At 60.7% G+C, this 19,099-nt stretch carries 21 protein-coding genes; 10 read left to right on the forward strand and 11 right to left on the reverse strand.

Annotation, left to right across the window (positions count from 1 at the left end; genetic code table 11):
• Positions 1-30: 30 nt before the first annotated feature.
• From ACQZ6F_RS21035 to ACQZ6F_RS21055, 5 genes are all read right to left on the reverse strand, one after another.
• Positions 31-264: a sulfurtransferase TusA family protein gene (locus ACQZ6F_RS21035; protein WP_449093769.1), complete on the reverse strand. Its 234-nt coding sequence runs from the start codon at positions 262-264 to the stop codon at positions 31-33.
• Complete coding sequence (locus tag ACQZ6F_RS21040) at positions 257-1,552, reverse strand: L,D-transpeptidase family protein (RefSeq protein WP_449093768.1); 1,296 nt, start codon at positions 1,550-1,552, stop codon at positions 257-259. The genes ACQZ6F_RS21035 and ACQZ6F_RS21040 overlap by 8 nt, the downstream gene beginning before the upstream one ends.
• Positions 1,553-1,782: 230 nt before the next feature.
• Positions 1,783-2,736, reverse strand: coding sequence for an acetyl-CoA carboxylase carboxyltransferase subunit alpha (locus tag ACQZ6F_RS21045; RefSeq protein ID WP_449093767.1), 954 nt, complete (start codon positions 2,734-2,736; stop codon positions 1,783-1,785).
• A 63-nt stretch (positions 2,737-2,799) separates the two neighbouring features.
• Complete coding sequence (gene xerD / locus ACQZ6F_RS21050; RefSeq protein WP_449093766.1) at positions 2,800-3,756, reverse strand: site-specific tyrosine recombinase XerD; 957 nt, start codon at positions 3,754-3,756, stop codon at positions 2,800-2,802.
• A gap of 14 nt (positions 3,757-3,770) precedes the next feature.
• A complete protein-coding gene (locus ACQZ6F_RS21055) occupies positions 3,771-3,938 on the reverse strand; it encodes a hypothetical protein (protein ID WP_034481806.1) in 168 nt (55 codons plus the stop codon).
• 158 nt (positions 3,939-4,096) lie between these two features.
• Here ACQZ6F_RS21055 and ACQZ6F_RS21060 point away from each other — a divergent pair, with 158 nt between their 5' ends.
• The 3 genes from ACQZ6F_RS21060 to ACQZ6F_RS21070 are packed head-to-tail and all read left to right on the forward strand — an operon-like array spanning position 4,097 to position 7,127.
• Entirely contained in the window at positions 4,097-4,690 is a 594-nt protein-coding gene (locus ACQZ6F_RS21060; protein WP_077471770.1) for a shikimate kinase, read from the forward strand.
• Positions 4,687-5,817: a 3-dehydroquinate synthase gene (gene aroB / locus ACQZ6F_RS21065; RefSeq protein ID WP_449093765.1), complete on the forward strand. Its 1,131-nt coding sequence runs from the start codon at positions 4,687-4,689 to the stop codon at positions 5,815-5,817. The genes ACQZ6F_RS21060 and aroB overlap by 4 nt, the downstream gene beginning before the upstream one ends.
• Positions 5,817-7,127 (forward strand): HlyC/CorC family transporter, encoded by a 1,311-nt coding sequence (locus tag ACQZ6F_RS21070; RefSeq protein WP_449093764.1) that lies wholly within the window; start codon positions 5,817-5,819, stop codon positions 7,125-7,127. Before aroB ends, ACQZ6F_RS21070 begins: the two co-directional genes overlap by 1 nt.
• A 16-nt stretch (positions 7,128-7,143) precedes the next feature.
• On the opposite strand, the gene ACQZ6F_RS21075 is transcribed toward ACQZ6F_RS21070, so the two are convergent.
• Positions 7,144-7,431 (reverse strand): BolA family protein, encoded by a 288-nt coding sequence (locus ACQZ6F_RS21075; protein WP_449094108.1) that lies wholly within the window; start codon positions 7,429-7,431, stop codon positions 7,144-7,146.
• A gap of 106 nt (positions 7,432-7,537) precedes the next feature.
• Between ACQZ6F_RS21075 and ACQZ6F_RS21080 the strand changes: the two genes are divergently transcribed.
• From ACQZ6F_RS21080 to ACQZ6F_RS21095, 4 genes are all read left to right on the forward strand, one after another.
• Complete coding sequence (locus ACQZ6F_RS21080; RefSeq protein WP_068389070.1) at positions 7,538-8,158, forward strand: J domain-containing protein; 621 nt, start codon at positions 7,538-7,540, stop codon at positions 8,156-8,158.
• Between the two features lie 308 nt (positions 8,159-8,466).
• A complete protein-coding gene (cobS, locus tag ACQZ6F_RS21085; protein WP_068389242.1) occupies positions 8,467-9,456 on the forward strand; it encodes a cobaltochelatase subunit CobS in 990 nt (329 codons plus the stop codon).
• A 17-nt stretch (positions 9,457-9,473) separates the two neighbouring features.
• Entirely contained in the window at positions 9,474-11,375 is a 1,902-nt protein-coding gene (gene cobT, locus ACQZ6F_RS21090) for a cobaltochelatase subunit CobT (RefSeq protein ID WP_449093763.1), read from the forward strand.
• 110 nt (positions 11,376-11,485) lie between these two features.
• Positions 11,486-12,478: an esterase-like activity of phytase family protein gene (locus ACQZ6F_RS21095; RefSeq protein ID WP_449093762.1), complete on the forward strand. Its 993-nt coding sequence runs from the start codon at positions 11,486-11,488 to the stop codon at positions 12,476-12,478.
• Positions 12,479-12,609: 131 nt separating this feature from the next.
• Here ACQZ6F_RS21095 and ACQZ6F_RS21100 read toward each other — a convergent pair whose 3' ends face one another.
• Positions 12,610-13,245 carry a queuosine precursor transporter gene (locus tag ACQZ6F_RS21100; RefSeq protein WP_077471762.1) on the reverse strand — a complete coding sequence of 212 codons (636 nt, stop codon included), beginning with the start codon at positions 13,243-13,245 and terminating at the stop codon, positions 12,610-12,612.
• Positions 13,246-13,362: 117 nt separating this feature from the next.
• A complete protein-coding gene (gene rpmB / locus ACQZ6F_RS21105) occupies positions 13,363-13,665 on the reverse strand; it encodes a 50S ribosomal protein L28 (protein WP_077471761.1) in 303 nt (100 codons plus the stop codon).
• Positions 13,666-13,902: 237 nt separating this feature from the next.
• On the opposite strand from rpmB, the gene ACQZ6F_RS21110 reads away from it, so the two are divergent.
• Together ACQZ6F_RS21110 and yddG are read left to right on the forward strand one after the other, a co-directional pair.
• Positions 13,903-14,679, forward strand: coding sequence for a DUF3108 domain-containing protein (locus ACQZ6F_RS21110; RefSeq protein ID WP_077471760.1), 777 nt, complete (start codon positions 13,903-13,905; stop codon positions 14,677-14,679).
• A 139-nt stretch (positions 14,680-14,818) separates the two neighbouring features.
• The gene (yddG, locus tag ACQZ6F_RS21115; RefSeq protein ID WP_449093761.1) at positions 14,819-15,718 is read left to right on the forward strand and encodes an aromatic amino acid exporter YddG; all 900 of its coding nucleotides are present in this window, start codon (positions 14,819-14,821) and stop codon (positions 15,716-15,718) included.
• A gap of 21 nt (positions 15,719-15,739) precedes the next feature.
• On the opposite strand, the gene ACQZ6F_RS21120 is transcribed toward yddG, so the two are convergent.
• The 3 genes from ACQZ6F_RS21120 to gloB form a co-directional block, all read right to left on the reverse strand.
• A complete protein-coding gene (locus tag ACQZ6F_RS21120; protein ID WP_449093760.1) occupies positions 15,740-16,897 on the reverse strand; it encodes an esterase in 1,158 nt (385 codons plus the stop codon).
• Positions 16,898-17,032: 135 nt separating this feature from the next.
• Positions 17,033-17,458, reverse strand: coding sequence for a cupin domain-containing protein (locus ACQZ6F_RS21125; protein ID WP_449093759.1), 426 nt, complete (start codon positions 17,456-17,458; stop codon positions 17,033-17,035).
• A complete protein-coding gene (gene gloB / locus ACQZ6F_RS21130) occupies positions 17,458-18,228 on the reverse strand; it encodes a hydroxyacylglutathione hydrolase (protein ID WP_077471757.1) in 771 nt (256 codons plus the stop codon). Before gloB ends, ACQZ6F_RS21125 begins: the two co-directional genes overlap by 1 nt.
• Positions 18,229-18,281: 53 nt before the next feature.
• On the opposite strand from gloB, the gene ACQZ6F_RS21135 reads away from it, so the two are divergent.
• Positions 18,282-19,061, forward strand: coding sequence for a class I SAM-dependent methyltransferase (locus tag ACQZ6F_RS21135; protein ID WP_068389259.1), 780 nt, complete (start codon positions 18,282-18,284; stop codon positions 19,059-19,061).
• Positions 19,062-19,099: the final 38 nt, after the last annotated feature.

The raw sequence follows: 19,099 nt of genomic DNA on the forward strand, positions 1-19,099 counted from the left end.
ACCATTGGGATGGCCACCGGCTGTAAGAGATCATCCCTTGCGGATGATGAAACGGTGGCCGCTTTCCGTCTTCTCGCTGGCGACAAGCGTGTGGCCCTTTTCATTGCAGAGATGCGGAATGTCGATCACCGCAAGAGGATCGGTCGTTTCGACCGTGAGCATGGCGCCGCTCGCCATGCCGCGCAGGCGCTTTTCCGTCTTGATCGCCGGATAGGGGCACTTCAGTCCGCGCAGATCGTAGATCTCGCCGTCCAGACTATTCACTCTTGGCCCAGAACTTCCAGAATGGCGGCTTCTTTGTCTGCTCGGTCTGTGCCGTCTCGACAGCCGGATTTTGCGCATAGGCGAGCGGGTTGACTGCTGGACCCGGAACCATCGGGTTTGCCGTCGGGATCGGAACATTCGCCGGAATGTTGGCGGCGACCAGCGGGCCGCCGGTCTGCTGCGCCGTTGCGTCCGGAGCGGCGGTTGCCGAGCGGATGCTTGCCGTCGTCGTCGGGCTGGCGACGGTGCCACCGCGCGCGATCTGCTGCGCCGATTGGTTGGACATCATCGACTCGAGATCGGCGACCTTCATCATCTTGCCGGCGGCCAGCGCAGTGCCCGTGGGAGCATAGGCAAGATCATGGCCCTTGCGCTGCTTGGCGACAACAGCCTTGCGCTCGGCCTCGGTCGGATCGTACCAGGCCATATCGCTAAATTTCTTCGTCGCCGCCGCGTAATCGGTCTGATACTGCTTGTCGTAATTGGCAAGCGCGACCTGCAGGGCAGGCGGTGTCGTCATGACCGGGCATTTGCCGCCGGCGTTGAACTGGCCGCTGGCCTGCTGGTTGAAGACATATTTCTTTTCGCAGACTTCGACTTCCGGCGGCCGCTTGGTCACTTCGAAATTGTCGTAGCCAACCTTCAGCATCTTCCAGAAATCGATATTCGGGCTGAGACGGTGCTTCCACATGTTTTCCGCCGTCATGCGGAAGGGGAATGCCTCGAGCTGAATGGCCTTCTGGCCGCCCTTGAAGGCGTCACGCGCGAAAGCGTAGATTTCCAGCACCTGCTGGTCGGTCATTGAATAGCAGCCTGACGACGAGCAGGCGCCGTGGATCATCAGATTGGCGCCGGTGCGGCCGTTGGCGGCGTCATACCGGTTCGGAAAGCCTGTGTTGATGGCGAGGTAGTATTTCGAGTTCGGATTGAGGTTGGCTGGCGTCAGCATGTAGAAGCCTTCCGGCGCTTGCCGGTCGCCTTCCTTGACCTTCGGGCCGAGGCGGCCGGACCAGGCGCAGATGCTGTAGCTCGCGATGACCTCGAAACGGTTGCTCTGGTTCGCCTTCAGGATTTCCATCGCACCTTCTTCCTTGAAGATACGGATCATGATCGGCGAATTGCGGTCCATGCCCTTCTTGGCCATATCCGCCAGGATACGGCTCGGCAGCGGTTGTTCGACCTTGTTCGTCACCTTCGACAGATCGATCGACGCGGTATCGAGCGCGTCGTTACAGCCGGCAAGAGCCAGCGCCATCAGGGAAACATAGGCAAGGTTACGGATGCGCATTCTGACTTGGCCCATAAATGCGAAGAGCGGCAGCTCGATCTGTTTCGCCACTCCCCTCGAAGCATGAAACGGAATCATAAACGGCTTATACTTGAAAATTCCTTACCAGCCTATGACGCTCTCGCGTCGCATCGGCAAGCTTTTCTTTGCCATAGAAGCTTCGATAACAGGAATGTGGCCAAGATTTGGCCTCATTCCTATTTTTCGCAATTGGATTTTCACAAAGCCGCTTAGAGATTGCGGCCGATGTTGAGGAATTTCTGGCGACGGTCGCTGCGCAGCTGCTCGCCCGTGCGGCTGGAAAGCTCGCCAAGCGCGTTGGAAATAATGTCGCCGGTTGCTGCGATCACGCTCTGCGGATCGCGGTGTGCGCCGCCGAGCGGCTCCGGGATGATGCCGTCGATCACACCGAGGCCTTTCAGGTCCTCGGCGGTGATTTTCATGTTGGTGGCCGCTTCCTTGGCGCGGGTGGAATCGCGCCAGAGGATCGAGGCTGCACCTTCGGGCGAAATCACGCTGTAGATCGAATGTTCGAGCATGTAGACGCGGTTGCCGGTGGCAATAGCGATGGCGCCGCCGGAGCCGCCTTCGCCGATGACGACGGAGATGATCGGCACCTTGACGCCAAGACACATTTCGGTCGAGCGGGCGATGGCTTCTGCCTGGCCGCGCTCTTCAGCGCCGACGCCAGGATAGGCACCTGCGGTGTCGACAAGCGTGATAACAGGCAGCTGGAAGCGGTCGGCCATTTCCAGGACGCGGATTGCCTTGCGGTAGCCTTCGGGACGGGCGCTGCCGAAATTGTGCTTCAGGCGCGTCTTGGTGTCGTTGCCCTTTTCCTGGCCGATGATGGCGATGGGCTGACCGCGGAAACGGGCAAAGCCTGCCTGGATGGCAGCATCTTCCGAAAATTTGCGATCGCCGGCCAGCGGCGTGAACTCGGTGAGCAGTGCACTGGCGTAATCGACGAAATGCGGCCGCTGCGGATGGCGGGCCACCTGCGTCTTCTGCCAAGCGTTGAGCTTGGAATAGATATCCGCCGTCGCTTCGCGAACGCGGATTTCAAGCCGACCGACTTCGTCCGAAGTGTCGATGCTTTCGTCTTCGCTCGCCAGTTTCTTGAGCTCGTGAATCTTGCCTTCGAGATCCGAGATGGGTTTTTCGAAGTCGAGATAATTGTGCATGAGGTGCGTTTCCGATCCTTTTGCGCGTAACGAGAGACGGCAGGTTTAACCCTTATGCCGGTCCTAATCCTGTTTTTTGGCCTGTTTGGCAAGGGGGTGATGCGTTTGGACGAGCTGATGAAGGCGTTCTTCCAGTACATGCGTATAGATTTGTGTCGTCGAAATGTCCGAATGCCCCAGAAGTTCCTGCACCACGCGCAGGTCCGCGCCGTTGGCAAGCAGGTGGCTTGCAAAGGCATGGCGCATGACGTGCGGCGAGATTAGCGAAGGCGTCAGCCCGGCGCGGATGGCAAGATCTTTCAGATCGCGCGCGAAGACCTGGCGCGCCAGATAGCCCTGCTGCGAGGCCGAAGGGAAGAGCCAAGGGCTTTCGGGTGCGGACTGCTTGGCATTCGCTGCGAGTTCGGTTTGCAGCCGTCCATAGGCCTTCAGCGCCGATATGGCCGACTGTGACAGCGGCACCAGCCGTTCCTTGTTTCCCTTGCCGCGAATGATGAGAAAGCGTCCTTCGTGATCCAACACTTTCGCAGGCAATGACACGAGCTCGCTCACGCGCATGCCGGTGGCGTAAAGCAGTTCCAGCAGCACCAGCATGCGCAGGCGCTGAAGCTGGTCGGGTCCATCCGCGGCTGCTTCCTGTTCCGCCTGGGTCAAAAGACGCGTCACGTCCTCGACGCCCATGGTCTTCGGCAGGGGGCGGCCCTTTTTCGGTGCATCGAGAATTCCCGTGGGATCGTCGGTGCGCAGGCCTTCCGCGTAGAGGAATTTATAGAATTGGCGCATGGCCGAGAGTCGCCGCGCCTGGGAAGAGGGTTTGAAACCTTGGGCCGCGAGGCCGGAGAGATAGGCGCCGAGGTCGCTCGGCCCGGCATCGGTCATGCGGACGCTGCGCTCGGAAAGGAAGCCATGGAGGTCTTCAAGGTCGCGCTCGTAGGATTGCAGCGTGTTGACGGCCGCGCCGCGTTCGGCGCTCATCATTTCCAGGAAAGACTCCAGATGCGCGCGGCTCAGATCTCTCACGCCAGCCCTCGCGTTCATGGCTTCAGCGAGCCGGTCGTCGGCGGATTGATGCGCTCTGGCGGAATGCGGATCGTTATTTCGCGCGGCTGCGGATCAACGAAGAGCGCGAGCGCCCACATTGCCCCATATATCGATCCGCCGATCACCGCGCAGATGACAAGGAAGCGAAACAGGGTCGGCATTCGAAAACTCTCCTCGTCCCAGCATGGGTCCGGCGACGCACTAATTATACCCAACAAGCGTTAGCGGAAGGATATTGCAGACATGTTTACGCGAGCGGCGTCTTGACGCTACAGGCGCATTTGACGATACCGTTTCCAAAGAAATTGTGAATGGGCCGATGAGTGAACAAGTCCTGACCCTTGCAGAGAGCCTAAAAGACAGGGCGCGCGCCGCGCTGGGTCAGCGCAATCTTGTCCTCGTGGGATTGATGGGGGCAGGCAAATCCTCGGTCGGCCGGCTGGTCGCGCAGCAACTGGGCATCCCCTTCGTCGACACCGACGCCGAGATCGAGCGCGTGTCGCGCATGACGATCCCGGAGCTTTTTGCCGCCTATGGCGAACTGGAGTTCCGGGCGCTGGAAACGCGTGTCATCAAGCGGTTGCTCAAGGGCGGGCCACGCGTCGTGTCAACCGGCGGCGGCGCCTTCATCAACGAGGGCACGCGGTTTCATGTCAAGCGCAGCAGCCTTTCCGTCTGGCTGAAGGCCGATCTCGAGGTTCTCTGGGATCGGGTCAACAAGCGGGACACGCGCCCCCTCCTCAAGACCGACAATCCAAAACAGACCCTCGAGGATCTGATGAACGTGCGCTATCCGATCTATGCGGAAGCCGATCTCACGGTTCTGTCCCGCGATGTGAGCAAGGAAGTCATGGCCAAGGAAGTCCTTGTTGCCGTTGCCGAGGGAAAGACAGCAGAAAGCAAAGCACCATGAATGCGATTACGGCGGCCTCCGCAGAACGCCTCTTGCGCGTGCCTCTCGGCGAGCGCGCCTATGATATCCTCATCGGCCCTGGCCTGATCGCCCGGGCAGGGCGTGAGATCGCGGCACGGCTGAAAGGCCGCAAGGCCGCCGTCATCACGGATGAAAACGTTGCGCCGCACTATCTTAATGCCCTGGTCGCCAGCCTGACGGCAGCAGGCATCGAGGCATCCAGCCTCGTACTGCCGGCCGGCGAGAAGACTAAGAGCTTCGAGCATCTAATGACGGTCTGCGATGCCGTGCTGACAGCGCGCGTCGAGCGTAACGATGCGGTCATCGCATTGGGCGGCGGCGTCATCGGTGATCTCGCGGGCTTTGCGGCCGGCATCGTGCGCCGTGGCGTCCGCTTCGTGCAGATTCCGACCTCGCTTCTGGCGCAGGTCGATTCCTCGGTTGGCGGCAAGACCGGCATCAACACCCATCACGGGAAGAACCTCGTTGGTGTGTTTCATCAGCCGGATCTGGTACTTGCCGATATCGACGTGCTGAATACGCTCAGCGAACGCGAGTTCCGCGCGGGTTATGCCGAAGTGGCGAAATACGGCCTCATCGACAAGCCGGATTTCTTCGCCTGGCTCGAGGCCAACTGGAAAGATGTGTTTGCCGGTGGTGCTGCCCGCATCGAGGCGATTGCGGCAAGCTGCCAGGCGAAATCCGATGTCGTCGTTGCCGACGAGCGCGAAAACGGGCCGCGCGCACTGCTCAATCTCGGTCACACCTTTGGTCACGCGCTCGAAGCCGCCACCGCCTATGACAGCCGCCGGCTGGTGCATGGTGAGGGCGTTGCCATCGGCATGGTGCTTGCGCATGAATTTTCCGCCCGCCTCAATCTGGCAAGCCCAGATGATGCGAAGCGCGTCGAGGCCCATCTGAAGACCGTGGGCCTGCCGACACGCATGGGCGATATACCGGGCGAGCTGCCGCCCGCCGAGACGCTGATGGACGCAATCGCGCAGGACAAGAAGGTCAAGAGCGGCAAGCTCACCTTCATCCTTACCCACGGCATCGGCCAGTCCTTTGTCGCCGATGATGTGCCGTCCTCCGAAGTCCTGAGTTTCCTGAAGGAAAAGCATCCCTGATGACGGTCGAGGGCACGCTGGCTGTATTGTTCGAATATTGGCCCGAGATCCTCTCGATCGTCGTGCTTGTATTGCTGTCGGCTTTCTTCTCCGGTTCGGAGACGGCGCTTACCGCTGTGTCGCGCAGCCGTATCCATACGCTGGAAGCCAATGGTGACCAGGATGCCGGCATCGTCCGTCGCCTGATCGAGCGCCGGGACCGGCTGATTGGCGCTCTGCTGATCGGCAACAACCTTGCCAACATCCTGTCGTCCTCGCTGGCGACCAGTGTGTTCCTCGGTCTGTTTGGCAACTCCGGCGTCGCGCTCGCGACCGTCGCCATGACCGTCATTCTCGTGATCTTCGCGGAAGTCCTGCCGAAGAGCTGGGCCATTTCGACGCCGGATCGCTTCGCGCTCAATGTCGCCGGCACGGTTCGGTTCTTCGTCGCGGTCGTCGGTCCGGTATCGAGCTTCGTCAATGCCATCGTCCGGTGGATTCTCGGTGTTTTCGGCGTCAACCTCTCGAAAGAGGTGTCGATGCTGTCGGCGCATGACGAGTTGCGCGGTGCGGTGGATCTGCTGCACCGGGAAGGGTCGGTGGTCAAGGCAGACCGTGACCGGTTGGGCGGCGTGCTCGATCTCGGTGAGCTGGAACTGTCTGATATCATGGTGCATCGCACGGCGATGCGCGCCATCAATGCCGATGACCAGCCAGAGGTGGTCGTGCGCGCCATTCTCGACAGTCCCTATACGCGCATGCCGCTCTGGCGCGGCACGATCGATAACATCATCGGCGTGGTGCATGCCAAGGACTTGCTGAGGGCGCTGGCCGAACCGAATGTCGAGCCGGAAAACCTCGACATCGTCAAGATCGCGCAAAAGCCCTGGTTCGTGCCCGACAGCACCAATCTCGAGGATCAGCTCAACGCCTTTCTGCGCCGCAAGCAGCATTTCGCCGTCGTCGTCGACGAATATGGCGAGGTGCAGGGCATCGTGACGCTTGAGGATATTCTGGAAGAGATCGTCGGGGATATCGCCGACGAGCACGATATCGACATCCAGGGCGTGCGGCAGGAGGCCGACGGCTCGATCGTGGTCGACGGCGTCGTGCCGATCCGCGATCTCAATCGGGCGCTCGACTGGAACCTGCCTGACCAGGAGGCGACGACGATCGCCGGTCTCGTCATCCATGAATCGATGACCATCCCGGAAGAGCGTCAGGCTTTCACCTTCTACGGAAAGCGTTTCATCGTCATGAAGCGGGAAAAGAACCGCATCACCAAGCTGCGCATCCGCCCCGCCGAAACGGAAGAGGCGAAGACGCCGTAATTGGGGTTTGCCTGGCCTACCAGCGCACAGCTTCGCCCGGTGCGGCGGGTTCCACGGCCAGCGCATGCAGGCCCGCATCCAGTTCCGGTTTCAGAAGATCGTTGATCGCCCTGTGGCGCGCAAGGCGCGGCATGCCCGCGAACTTGGCGGAGACGATGCGAATTCTTATATGGGTTTCGCCGGTTCCGGTCATGTCGGGCTGATGGCCGGCGTGCAGGTGGCTCTCATTGATGACAGAGAGGCGCTCGGGAGCGAAAGCATCGGTGAGCTTTGTCTCAATGCGTGATTGCAGTGTCGTTTCCATATTCACGCATCGAGCTCCCTGGCGAAAAAGGTTCCCACAAAGCCTGCAACATTCCTGTTTGTCAATTCTTGTTGTGGGCCAATCGAGGCCCCATAATTAGGGCGCTATGGGACTTGATTCAAAATACTTCGATCGCATTCGCACGCGCCGCAAACGCCCGCAGGAGCCCGAGGCGGGCCCCCCGACGTGTCAGTGGGATGGCTGCGAAAAGCACGGTACGCATCGCGCCCCGGTCGGGCGCAATGCGGAAGGGCAGTTCTTTTTGTTCTGCTTCGAGCACGTCAAGGACTACAACAAGGGCTATAACTATTTCTCCGGCCTCTCGGACGGGGAAATCGCGCGCTATCAGAAGGAAGCCATCACCGGCCATCGGCCGACTTGGACGGTGGGTGTCAACAAGGCTGCCAAGAACAGCCCGCTCCACTCCGATATCCGCTCCGGCTCCTATTCCCGCGTTCGCGATCCCTTCGGCTTCGTCAAGGAAGGGCAGGGGCAGGGGCGCGGGCCGCGTTTCCCGGAACAGCGCAAGCTGAAGACGCTGGAGGCGAAGGCATTCGATACGATGGGGCTGAACGCGACCGCCGCAGCACCGGAGATCAAGCGTCGCTACAAGGAACTGGTGAAAATGCATCACCCGGATGCCAATGGCGGCGACCGCGGCTCCGAGGAGCGTTTCCGCGCGGTCATACAGGCCTATCAATTATTGAAACAGAACGGTTTTTGTTAATTCCTGTCCTTGCTCTCCGCCTTCAATCAGGTATGGTCCAAATCGGCTGAAGCCGTGGGCAACCGCGGCAGGGTGCGCATTTGGCTGTCTGCACCTCGGCCAACTTTCCGGACGCGGCGTTTCTTGTCCGGGGCTCTGTTCAAGGATGCTCGCAAGCGATCATTTCATCGCGCCGAGATTTTGCTTTAGTCCCGGAGAAGTATCGCCGCTGTTCCGACCGAACGGATGCGGGCAATAAGCCGTGGCGTTTCGGATCAAACGGCTGAGATTGATATGGCTGGGTGAGAGCCACCCGCCTTGGAGACATGATGAGCAAGATTGACCTTGATATTTCCGAAGTTCCCGACACCACCGTTTCGGTTCGTGAAGTTTTTGGCATTGATTCCGACATTCGCGTTCCGGCCTACAGCAAGGGCGGCGCCTACGTACCCGATCTCGATCCGGACTATCTTTTCGACCGCGAGACCACGCTCGCGATCCTCGCGGGCTTTGCCCATAACCGCCGCGTGATGATTTCGGGCTATCACGGCACCGGTAAATCCTCGCATATCGAGCAGGTTGCCGCGCGCCTCAACTGGCCTTGCGTGCGTATCAACCTCGACAGCCATGTCAGCCGTATCGACCTCGTCGGCAAGGATGCGATCGTCGTCAAGGATGGTCTGCAGATCACCGAGTTCAAGGACGGCATCCTGCCCTGGGCCTATCAGCACAATGTCGCGCTCGTCTTCGATGAATATGATGCCGGCCGCCCGGACGTGATGTTCGTCATTCAGCGCGTGCTGGAATCGTCGGGCCGCCTGACGCTGCTCGACCAGAGCCGCGTCATCCGTCCCCACCCGGCTTTCCGCTTGTTCGCGACCGCCAACACTATTGGTCTCGGCGATACGACAGGCCTCTATCACGGCACGCAGCAGATCAACCAGGCCCAGATGGACCGCTGGTCGATCGTGTCGACGCTGAATTATCTGCCGCACAATGTCGAAGTCGATATCGTGCTGGCGAAGGTGAAATCCTTCCGGAACGACAAGGGTCGTGACGCGATCTCCAAGATGGTGCGCGTCGCCGACCTGACGCGTGCGGCCTTCATGAACGGCGACCTGTCGACCGTCATGAGCCCGCGTACCGTCATCACCTGGGCTGAAAATGCGGAAATCTTCGGCGATATCGCCTTTGCCTTCCGCGTCACCTTCCTCAACAAGTGCGATGAGCTGGAGCGGCCGCTGGTCGCCGAGCACTATCAGCGCGCCTTCGGCATCGAGCTGAAGGAAAGTGCCGCCAACATCGTGCTCGAAGCATAGGGAAGAACCCACACATCATGTCAGGTCGCGGAGACAATTCCAAAGCGAAGCCGGGTGCCCCGGTGGACATGGAGCCGTTGCGCCGGGCGATCACGGGCTGTGTGCGCTCGATCGCCGGCGATGCCGAGGTCGAGGTGGCATTCGCCAACGAACGCCCGGGAATGACCGCTGAACGCATCCGCCTGCCGGAGCTTTCGAAGCGGCCGACGGCGCATGAGCTGGCGGTGACACGCGGGCTTGGCGATTCGATGGCGCTGCGGCTTGCCTGTCACGACGCGCGCGTCCATGCCGTCATGGCGCCGCAGGGTACTGACGCGCGCGGGATCTTCGATGCCGTCGAGCAGGCCCGCGTCGAGTCCATCGGTTCGCTGCGCATGAGCGGCGTTGCCGCCAATATCAACTCGATGAATTCGGAGAAATACGCCAAGGCGAATTTCTCCGGCATCGAGCGCCAGGAGGACGCGCCGCTTGGCGAGGCCATGGCGATGATCGTGCGCGAGAAGCTGACCGGCCAGAAGCCGCCGGAAAGCGCCGGCAAGGTGCTCGACCTCTGGCGGTCCTTCATCGAGGACAAGACTGGCGGCGAGCTCGACAAGCTGATTTCGACCATCAACGACCAGCAGGGCTTTGCCCGCGCGATCCGCAACATTCTAACAGCCATGGAGATGGCCGAGGAATATGGCGACGAACAGTCGGACCCGGACAGCGAAGACCAGCAGAGCGAAGAGGACAAGCCGAACGGCGAAGACCAAAGCAGCGACGACGTCAATGAGGACGAAGGCTCCGACGCGGCACCCGCCGAGGACAGCGAAACCTCCGACGAGCAGATGGACGACGGCGCGACGGAAGACGGCGGCGAGATTTCCGACGACGACATGAGCGAGGAAGGCGAGGAGGATTCGGAAACGCCCGGCGAGACCCGCCGTCCGAACACACCCTTCTCCGACTTCAACGAGAAAGTCGACTATCACGTCTATACCGAAGAGTTCGACGAGACCACGACTGCGCAGGAGCTCTGCGACATGGTTGAACTCGAACGGCTGAGGGCCTTCCTCGACAAGCAGCTCGCGCATCTGCAGGGTGCGGTGGGGCGGCTTGCCAACCGTCTGCAGCGCCGCCTGATGGCGCAGCAGAACCGCTCCTGGGATTTCGATCTCGAAGAAGGGTATCTCGATCCGGCCCGTCTGCCGCGCCTGATCATCGACCCGACGCAGGCGCTGTCCTTCAAGATGGAGCGCGATACGCAGTTCCGCGATACCGTGGTGACGCTGCTGATCGACAATTCCGGCTCGATGCGTGGCCGGCCGATCACGGTTGCCGCTTCCTGTGCCGATATTCTGGCGCGCACGCTGGAGCGTTGCGGCGTGAAGGTCGAGATCCTCGGCTTCACCACCAAGGCCTGGAAGGGCGGGCAGGCGCGCGAGAAATGGCTTGCCAGCGGCAAGCCGCAGACGCCGGGCCGGTTGAACGACCTGCGCCACATCATCTACAAGTCGGCCGATGAGCCCTACAGGCGGTCTCGCGCCAATCTTGGCCTGATGATGCGCGAAGGCCTGCTCAAGGAGAATATCGACGGCGAGGCGCTGATCTGGGCGCATAATCGTCTTCTCGGTCGCCGTGAGCAGCGTCGTATCCTGATGATGATTTCGGATGGCGCGCCGGTCGACGATTCGACGCTGTCGGTCAACCCGGGCAATTATCTGGAGCGGCACCTGCGGGCGGTTATCGATCAGATCGAAACCCGGTCTCCCGTCGAGCTGCTGGCGATCGGTATCGGTCACGATGTGACGCGCTACTATCGCCGGGCCGTGACCATCGTCGATGCCGACGAACTGGCTGGCGCCATGACGGAACAACTGGCCTCGCTGTTCGAGGATCAGGCAAGCATGCCGCGCTCGCGCATGCGCCGCGCAAGCTGAGCCCGTTCGGGTTTCTCTCCGCATCGGCCTGCCGGCCGGTGCAATTTCCCATCGGCAATGCTGATTCAAAATGCCGGTCCGTCGCGATGAGATGCGTCGGCCTCATCGCCATGTTGGTGATACTCGGCGGCTGTAACCCCAGCGACAAGGCCGACGACGGCGGTCCGGCCGATATTCGCGCCACCGCTATTTCCAGCTTCAGACCCGGCTCGCAGGAAACGCAGTTCGGCGCGCTGGAATTTCTCGGCGGTCTTGAGCTCAGTTCGGACAATGCGCTGCTCGGCGCCATTTCGGCCATCCGCCTTCGTCCCGATCAACGGCAATTCGTTTCGGTGCTGGATACCGGCCACTGGCTGACGGGGACGATAGAGCGCGACGACAAGGGCCGGTTGAAGGGCATCGCCGAGGCACGGATCATGCCTATGATCGACCGTTACGGCGGCACGGATGCCGGCAAGGGGGCGATGGATGCCGAGGGGCTGGCCTTGCGCGGCAATCATGTCCTCGTCGGCTACGAGCAGAACCATCGCGTCGACGTCTATCCGGATCCTGGATTCGAGATCTCGCCGCCGGACGATAGTCTGCCTATCCCCATTCCCAGATGGCAGCTGCGCTCCAACCGCAGCCTCGAGGCACTGATGATCGCGCCGCAGTCGAGCCCGCTTGCGGGCGCCGCCGTCATCGTCACGGAAGACAGCCTGGACGACAAGGGCAACATGATTGCGGCCATTCTCGACGGGCCGCTGCATGGCCGCTTCACCGTGCGCCATTACGGCGGTTTTGATGTCAGCGACGGGGTCTTTATGCCCGATGGGGATCTCTTGCTGCTGGAGCGCCGTTTCGGGCTGGCGCGTGGGCTCGGCGTGCGTATCCGCCGCATTGCCGGCGCGGACATCAAGCCGGATGCGGTCGTGGACGGCAAGGTGATCTTCAAGGCCGATACCAGCGAGCAGATCGACAATATGGAAGGGATCGACGTGTTCCGCGCGGCGGATGGCTCCCTCCACCTCATCCTCGTCTCGGACGACAATCACTCGATCCTGCAGCGCAGCCTGATGTTGGAATTCCGACTGCATGACGAAAACGCCGTCAACCGGAACTAGCGCATTTCCAGGAAAAGTGCACAGCGGTTTTCCGTCCGGAATGTGCAAGAACAAAGAGACAGAGCGCTTTCGCGATTCGAAGAAAAGCGAAAATGCTCTGGGTTGTGCGGTTTACCGGAATTATCGCTTGATCAAGCCGTGGGCGCCTGTGGCACCGGCTTCAGCATGTTCATCAGCGCGCCATAGGGCAGAAGCATGACGAGGCCGACGGTCACCTTGACCGAGAAATCGCCGATCGCCCAGGAAATCCAGCGCGGTGCCGACGTCGCAAAAACGCCGAGGATGGATGCCGATTCGATCGCGAAGGGATCATTCGGCCCAAAGAAGACGAAGAAGGGCGCGAAGGCGAAGGAGAAGAAGATCAGCGTGTCCAGCATCGAGCCGATCAACGAGCCGAACAGAGGAGCGCGCCACCAGGCCATGCGGCGCAGGCGGTTGAAGACCGAGATATCCAGCAGCTGGCCGGCCAGATAGGCCGAACCGGACGCAATCGCGATTCGCGGCTGGGCGGTATAGAACGACAGGGCGACGCCGACGACGAAGCCGGCAAACACCACCTTACGCGCAGCCTTCGGGCCGAACTGGCGGTTTGTCAGATCGGTGATGAGGAAGGCGACGGGATAGGTGAAGGCGCCCCAGGTCAGGATATCCGCGAGATTGATGCCCGCAAGCTGGGCCTGCAGCGGATACTGCACAAGGATGTTGGAGGCGACGACGACCAGCGTCATCAGCAGTACGTAGATAAGGGTATGACGCGCTGTCAGCATTTTTTTATCCTGGGAGATGCCACCAGTTGGAGGAAACCGCACATGGAAAAAGGCTTGTCCGGATATAAACCGTGCAAGCCTCTTAACCGGTATGATATCGCGAAGCGCTGGAACTGCTTATGCAGCAGCGACGGCAGCTTCAGCGGTCTTCTTGATGATCTGACGACGCAGCAGGCGGGCGCGCATGCTGAGTTCGTTTTCGCTTGCCTTCAGAAGGAAAGCGTCAAGGCCGCCACGGTGCTCGACCGAGCGCAGGCCTGCAGCGGAAACGCGCAGACGGTAACGCTGGCCAAGAACGTCAGAGATCAACGTGACCTGGCAGAGGTTCGGCAGGAACCGACGCTTGGTCTTGTTGTTGGCGTGGCTGACATTGTTGCCCACGAGGACGGCCTTGCCGGTCAATTCGCACATGCGGGACATGATACACCTACTTTTGTTTTTCTCGGCTATCGGGTAAGCATTCCCGGCAAAACCGGGCACGCAATCCAACGGGCCATAATTGGAAAGTTGCGGTTCTATAGTCAGAGCGGCCGGCCACGTCAAGCCAAACCTTGTGTTTTCCCGCAATTCCGTCAAAAAGCTGCTGTTCTGTGGAACTCGCAGCGGGCGAGTGTAGTGTCTATATATCTTGCCTGATCCTCGTTGAAGGCCTTGAGCATGTTTCAAATTCGGAAGTGGCTTGTTATTTCGGCCGTCATTGCATCAATGCCATCCTTGGCGTTGGCCGACGTGCTGCGGCACGAGACCAGGTATCGCGTCTCGCTCGCCGGCCTGCCGATTGCGAGAGCGGATTTCAAGACCGAAGTCACCGGCAAGCAGTTCACGATCCGCGGCGACATAACCTCCGCCGGCCTTGCTGATCTCGTGACGTCGATCGACGCGAAAACCGATGTGACGGGCGTCGTCAACGAGAACAAGCTTCAGGCAACGCACTATTCGCTGTTCTACAAAAGCGGCAAGAGAGAGCGTACCTATGATGTCGCCTATACCAACGGCAATGTGACGTCGAACACGATCACGCCCGAGCCGAAGCGGCCGGATACCTGGGTGCCACTGGGTGCGAGCGATCTGAAATCGGTGCTCGATCCGATTTCCGGCATGATCTTTCCGATCACACCTGGCCTCAATCTCTGCAATCAGACGCTCGCCGTTTTCGACGGCGAGATGCGCATGGATCTGAAATTGTCGCCGAAGGGATCGCATCCGTTTTCGACCGAAGGTTTCAAGGGCAAGACCATTGCCTGCGGTGTCCGCTTTACGCCGAAGGGCGGCTACAAGGGCACGCGCAAGGACTATCTCTACCTTGCCAAGAGCGACGGCATGGAGATCTGGTTTGCCAAGGCCGACGCCATGAATGTATATGCTCCGGTCTATGTCCGCATACCCACGCAATACGGAACGGTGACGATTACCGCCGTGAAATACGGCAGCTAGGGCCACCGAGCGCTTCACAGAATCGCCTGACCACCCTACCGTTGTTTCCACGCAATTCCGGATAGAGAACTACTGCGCATTTTTCCGGGAATTGCTGTAGCGGGCAGCGGCTGCCCGCGGCACTTGGCTGGGGGCAGAGTTGAAGTTTCGTGCGACACTGACGGGTTTCTCGGCCATCGTGATGTGGTCGTTTCTGGCGCTTTTGACGGTGGCATCCGGCAAGATGCAGCCGTTTCAGCTGCTGGCCATCTGCTTTGCCATCGGCAGCATTCCCGGCATTGTCGTCCTGGCGTTGAGGCCGGAGCGATTGCAGCTGTTGCGCCAGCCGGCAAAGGTCTGGATCACGGGCATTGTCGGCCTGTTCGGCTATCATTTCCTCTATTTTACGGCGCTGCGTCACGCGCCGGCGGTCGAGGCGGGATTGATCGCCTATCTCTGGCCGCTTTTGATCGTCGTCGGCTCGGCTCTCTTGCCGGGTGAGCGGCTGCGCTGGTATCACATCGTCGGCGCGCTGATGGGCCTGGCGGGTACGGTTCTGATCGTCGGCCGCAACGGTTTCCATTTCGAGGGCGCCTATGCCGTCGGCTATGGCGCGGCCTTGCTCTGCGCCTTTACCTGGTCCGGCTATTCGCTGATCACACGCCGTTTCGAGGCGGTGTCGACCGATGTCGTCACCATCTTCTGCCTCGTGACCTCAATCCTGTCCTTCGTCTGCCACATCGGACTGGAGGAGACGATCTGGCCCGAGAGTCTGACGCAATGGATCGCAGTGCTCGGTCTTGGCCTCTTTCCCGTCGGCGCGGCATTTTACGCCTGGGATTTCGGCATCAAGAACGGCGATATCCAGATTCTCGGAGCGGCAAGCTATGCCGCGCCGCTGCTGTCGACGCTGATCCTGACCTTGTTCGGCTTTGCCGAACCGAGCTGGGGCATTGCGCTTGCCTGCCTGCTGGTCACCGGCGGGGCGGTCCTTGCGGCGCATCGCATGATCTTGCGCCCGGATAGCGGCGGTTCCGCGCAGGCGGAAGCGGCGGAATAGCTCCGCCGCAGCCATTGCCAGCTATTTCTTGAAGACCTTCTCCAGGAAGGCGGCAAGCGACGGGCGCCAGACGTCCATCTCGTGCTGGAGATCCGGATACTCGTGGTATTCGTGGGTGATCTTCTTTTCCTCGAGCACCGCCTTGAGGCCGGCCACATCCTTGCCGACGACCTGATCCTTGCTTCCCACAGTCACCGTGAAGTTGCGTAGCGTCTTGTTGATCTTGGCCGGCTCGTTGAGCGCGGCATCGACCGCCTTGTTCGGCACCGTGGTCGTGCTGACGCCGCTGAAGGTCGCAACCCAACCGAAGGTACCGAGATGCGACAGGCCGGAGACGAGCGCCTGGTATCCGCCCTGTGACAGACCCACGACGGCGCGACCGTCGGCATCGTTGCGCACCCGGTAATGGGCTTTCATGTAGGGAATGAGATCTTCGATCAGTTCGCGATCGGCCGCCTCCGCATTGGCGGGATAGAAATCCTTGCGACGGTCGGCGCCGGGGAAGTTCTCGGCGATGGCTTCCGGTATATCGGTCTCCGTGTCCGGAATGACCACAATCATCGGCTCGATCTTCTTTTCGGCAAGGAGATTGTCGAGGATCTGCGGCGCGCGGCCCTGCGCCACCCAGGATCCGACGGTGTCACCGAAGCCGTGATAGAGGTAAAGCACGGGCAATGGCTTGGAGGCATCGGTATAGCCGGGCGGCGTGTAGACATACATCTGCCGCTCCGATTTCAGTGCCTTGGAATGCAGGGTTACCAGCCTGAGGTCGCCATGCGGCACGTTGCGGATATCGAGAATGCTGCCCGGCACGAGGATGAGGCTGGTATTGACCTGCCGCTGCGGCTTGGGCGCATTGGTGCCGGTGTCGATGCTGCGGAAGCCGTCGATGTTGAAGTAGTATTCGTAGAGATCGGGTTTCAGGATCTCGGTCTTCACACTCCAGGTGCCATCGTCACCCTTCTGCATGGCTAGCGGATCGCGCGACCCAAGGGCGACCGAAACAGCCTTTGCCGACGGCGCATAGAGCCGGAAGGTGATGGAGCCGTCTTTTTCGACAGATGTGACGAAGTTTTTCAGAGGCTGTTCGGCCGGCGGCGAGGCCGGTGCATCGAGGGCAAGGACAGGGGCGCTCATGACACAGCCTGCCGCGACGAGCAAAGGAAACAACAAACGCACGAAAAGTCCTCCTCCAAATGATCCAACTTCTCTCTCCGTGGGTAAAGCTGACGCTGCGGGAAGCTTTTTCAAGATGGAAGACATCGCGCCGGCACTCCATGCGTGGCGCGAAGTCGACGGGCGGTAAAGGCGTATTCAGCTGGCGTTGGGTTTCCAGTCCGGCGCCGCCATCTCGAAGCTCGAAAACTCAAAGCCTGGAGAGACTGTGCAGCCGACGAGCGTGAATTCGCCGAGGCTCTCGGCCGATTGCCACCAGTCGGCGGGAATGATCGCCTGCGGACGCTCGCCCTTTGCGAGATCAAGGCCAAGTACCAGCCGCTCGCTCATCTTGCCATCGGCGGAGCGATGCAGGGCGAGGGGTGCGCCGGCATAATAGTGCCAGACCTCGGCGGCGTCGCGGACCTTGTGCCAATGCGAGCGATCGCCCGCTTCAAGCAGATAATAGATCGCCGTGGAGTGGCCGCGAGCGCCGCCCTGCTCGTCACGGAAGGTCTGCACGTACCAGCCGCCTTCCGGATGTCGCTGCATGGAAAGCGTTTCGATGATCTCTTTCACCTGCATCAGAAATTGTCCTTGCGCTTGCGGATTTCTGCGAAAACCTCTTCGTTGCTGCGGCTTTCCATCAGCAAGTGGCGTCGGATCGAGGGATCGGCGGCACGCAGGAAGGGGTTGGTTTCCTTCTCCAGCGCCAGCGTCGTCGGGATGGTGAACTTGCCCTCCGCCCTCAGCGCCTCGATATCGGCGGCGCGAGCCTTCAGCCGCTCGTTGTCGGGGTCGATCGTCAGCGCGAAACGGGCATTGGAGAGCGTATATTCGTGGCCGAAATAGACGGCTGTCTCATCCGGCAGCACGGCAAGCTTCTGCAGCGAGGCCCACATGTCGGCAGGCGTGCGCTCGAACAGCCGGCCGCAGCCTAGCGCAAACAGCGTGTCGGCGGCAAAGAGCAGCTTGTCATCCACGAAATGATAGCAGACATGGCCCGCCGTGTGGCCGGGCGTCTCGATCACGTTGATGGTGTGACCGGCGAACTCGAAGGTATCCCCGTCGCCGACGGCCTTGTCGAGGCCGGGAATGGCGACGGCTTCATTGATCGGGCCGATGATCTGGCAGCCGAACTGTTCCTTCAGCGCCAGGTTGCCCTCGACATGGTCGTTGTGATGATGGGTCGTCAGGATATGGCTGATCGTCCAGCCGCGGCGATTGGCCGCCTTCAGGATGGCATCCGCCTCGGGGGCGTCTATCGATGCAGTCGATCCGGTTTCCGGATCATGGACCAAGACGCCGTAATTGTCGGAACGGCAGATAAAAATCTCTAATTCCAATGGTTTCATGATCGAAATCGTCCTCGTCTTTTGGGTTGCTACAGAATGTAAGCCGTTCGGCCTTGAAGTCCAACGCTCGGCTGATAACATTTGTTTCGATGCACGCCGATATTGTCGATCTCCGTCAGTTCTATCATTCCGAGCTTGGTCGCTTGGCAGAGCAGTCCATTGCCATGGCGCTTTCCTCCATTTGGGCACGCATGCCGGAGGAGCGCCTTGTCGGCCTCGGCTATGCCGTTCCCTATCTCGACCGCTTCCGTGCTGATACCGAACGCACCTTCGCCTTCATGCCGGCAGGGCAGGGCGCGGTGAACTGGCCGCTGGGCTCGGCATCGTCGACGGCGTTGATTTTCGATGAAGAATTGCCCCTGCCAGACAGTTCGATCGACCGGGTGCTGATGGTGCATTCGCTCGAGTTCGCCGAAAGCCCGCGCGAGACGCTAAAGGAACTTTGGCGGGTGCTGGCGCCGGGTGGGCGGCTCGTCATCGCAGTACCCAACCGCCGTGGCGTCTGGGCACGGATGGAGCACACGCCGTTTGGCTCCGGCCGGCCCTATTCGCGCGGCCAGCTGACGTCGCTGCTGCGGGAAACAAACTTCACGCCGGGCGCAACGGCCGAGGCGTTGTTCTTTCCGCCCTCCAAGCTGCGTACCGTGCTCAGCCTGCGCCGCGCCTTCGAAAGGGTCGGCCGCACCTTATGGCCTGCCTTTTCCGGTGTGATCATCGTCGAGGCACAGAAGCGGCTCTATCAGGGCCTGCCGGTTGCCGTCCGGGCTTCACGCCGCGTCTTCGTGCCGGTGCTGGCGCCGCGCGGCATACCGACGACGCGCGACGGGCCTTGATGCGGTCGGCAAGGCGCTGACACTCGACAAATTTGTCA

The sequence above is a fragment of the Rhizobium sp. A22-96 genome (assembly GCF_053521805.1).

Excerpts from the sequence above, each read along its gene's own strand:
- rpmB (WP_077471761.1), bottom strand. The coding sequence starts at position 13,665 with ATGTCCCGCATGTGCGAATTGACCGGCAAGGCCGTCCTCGTGGGCAAC.
- ACQZ6F_RS21040 (WP_449093768.1), bottom strand. The coding sequence starts at position 1,552 with ATGCGCATCCGTAACCTTGCCTATGTTTCCCTGATGGCGCTGGCTCTT.
- cobT (WP_449093763.1), top strand. The coding sequence starts at position 9,474 with ATGTCAGGTCGCGGAGACAATTCCAAAGCGAAGCCGGGTGCCCCGGTG.
- ACQZ6F_RS21125 (WP_449093759.1), bottom strand. The coding sequence starts at position 17,458 with ATGCAGGTGAAAGAGATCATCGAAACGCTTTCCATGCAGCGACATCCG.
- cobS (WP_068389242.1), top strand. The coding sequence starts at position 8,467 with ATGAGCAAGATTGACCTTGATATTTCCGAAGTTCCCGACACCACCGTT.
- ACQZ6F_RS21070 (WP_449093764.1), top strand. The coding sequence starts at position 5,817 with ATGACGGTCGAGGGCACGCTGGCTGTATTGTTCGAATATTGGCCCGAG.
- ACQZ6F_RS21110 (WP_077471760.1), top strand. The coding sequence starts at position 13,903 with ATGTTTCAAATTCGGAAGTGGCTTGTTATTTCGGCCGTCATTGCATCA.
- ACQZ6F_RS21075 (WP_449094108.1), bottom strand. The coding sequence starts at position 7,431 with ATGGAAACGACACTGCAATCACGCATTGAGACAAAGCTCACCGATGCT.
- ACQZ6F_RS21095 (WP_449093762.1), top strand. The coding sequence starts at position 11,486 with ATGTTGGTGATACTCGGCGGCTGTAACCCCAGCGACAAGGCCGACGAC.
- ACQZ6F_RS21045 (WP_449093767.1), bottom strand. The coding sequence starts at position 2,736 with ATGCACAATTATCTCGACTTCGAAAAACCCATCTCGGATCTCGAAGGC.
- ACQZ6F_RS21100 (WP_077471762.1), bottom strand. The coding sequence starts at position 13,245 with ATGCTGACAGCGCGTCATACCCTTATCTACGTACTGCTGATGACGCTG.
- ACQZ6F_RS21060 (WP_077471770.1), top strand. The coding sequence starts at position 4,097 with ATGAGTGAACAAGTCCTGACCCTTGCAGAGAGCCTAAAAGACAGGGCG.
- gloB (WP_077471757.1), bottom strand. The coding sequence starts at position 18,228 with ATGAAACCATTGGAATTAGAGATTTTTATCTGCCGTTCCGACAATTAC.
- ACQZ6F_RS21055 (WP_034481806.1), bottom strand. The coding sequence starts at position 3,938 with ATGCCGACCCTGTTTCGCTTCCTTGTCATCTGCGCGGTGATCGGCGGA.
- ACQZ6F_RS21080 (WP_068389070.1), top strand. The coding sequence starts at position 7,538 with ATGGGACTTGATTCAAAATACTTCGATCGCATTCGCACGCGCCGCAAA.
- aroB (WP_449093765.1), top strand. The coding sequence starts at position 4,687 with ATGAATGCGATTACGGCGGCCTCCGCAGAACGCCTCTTGCGCGTGCCT.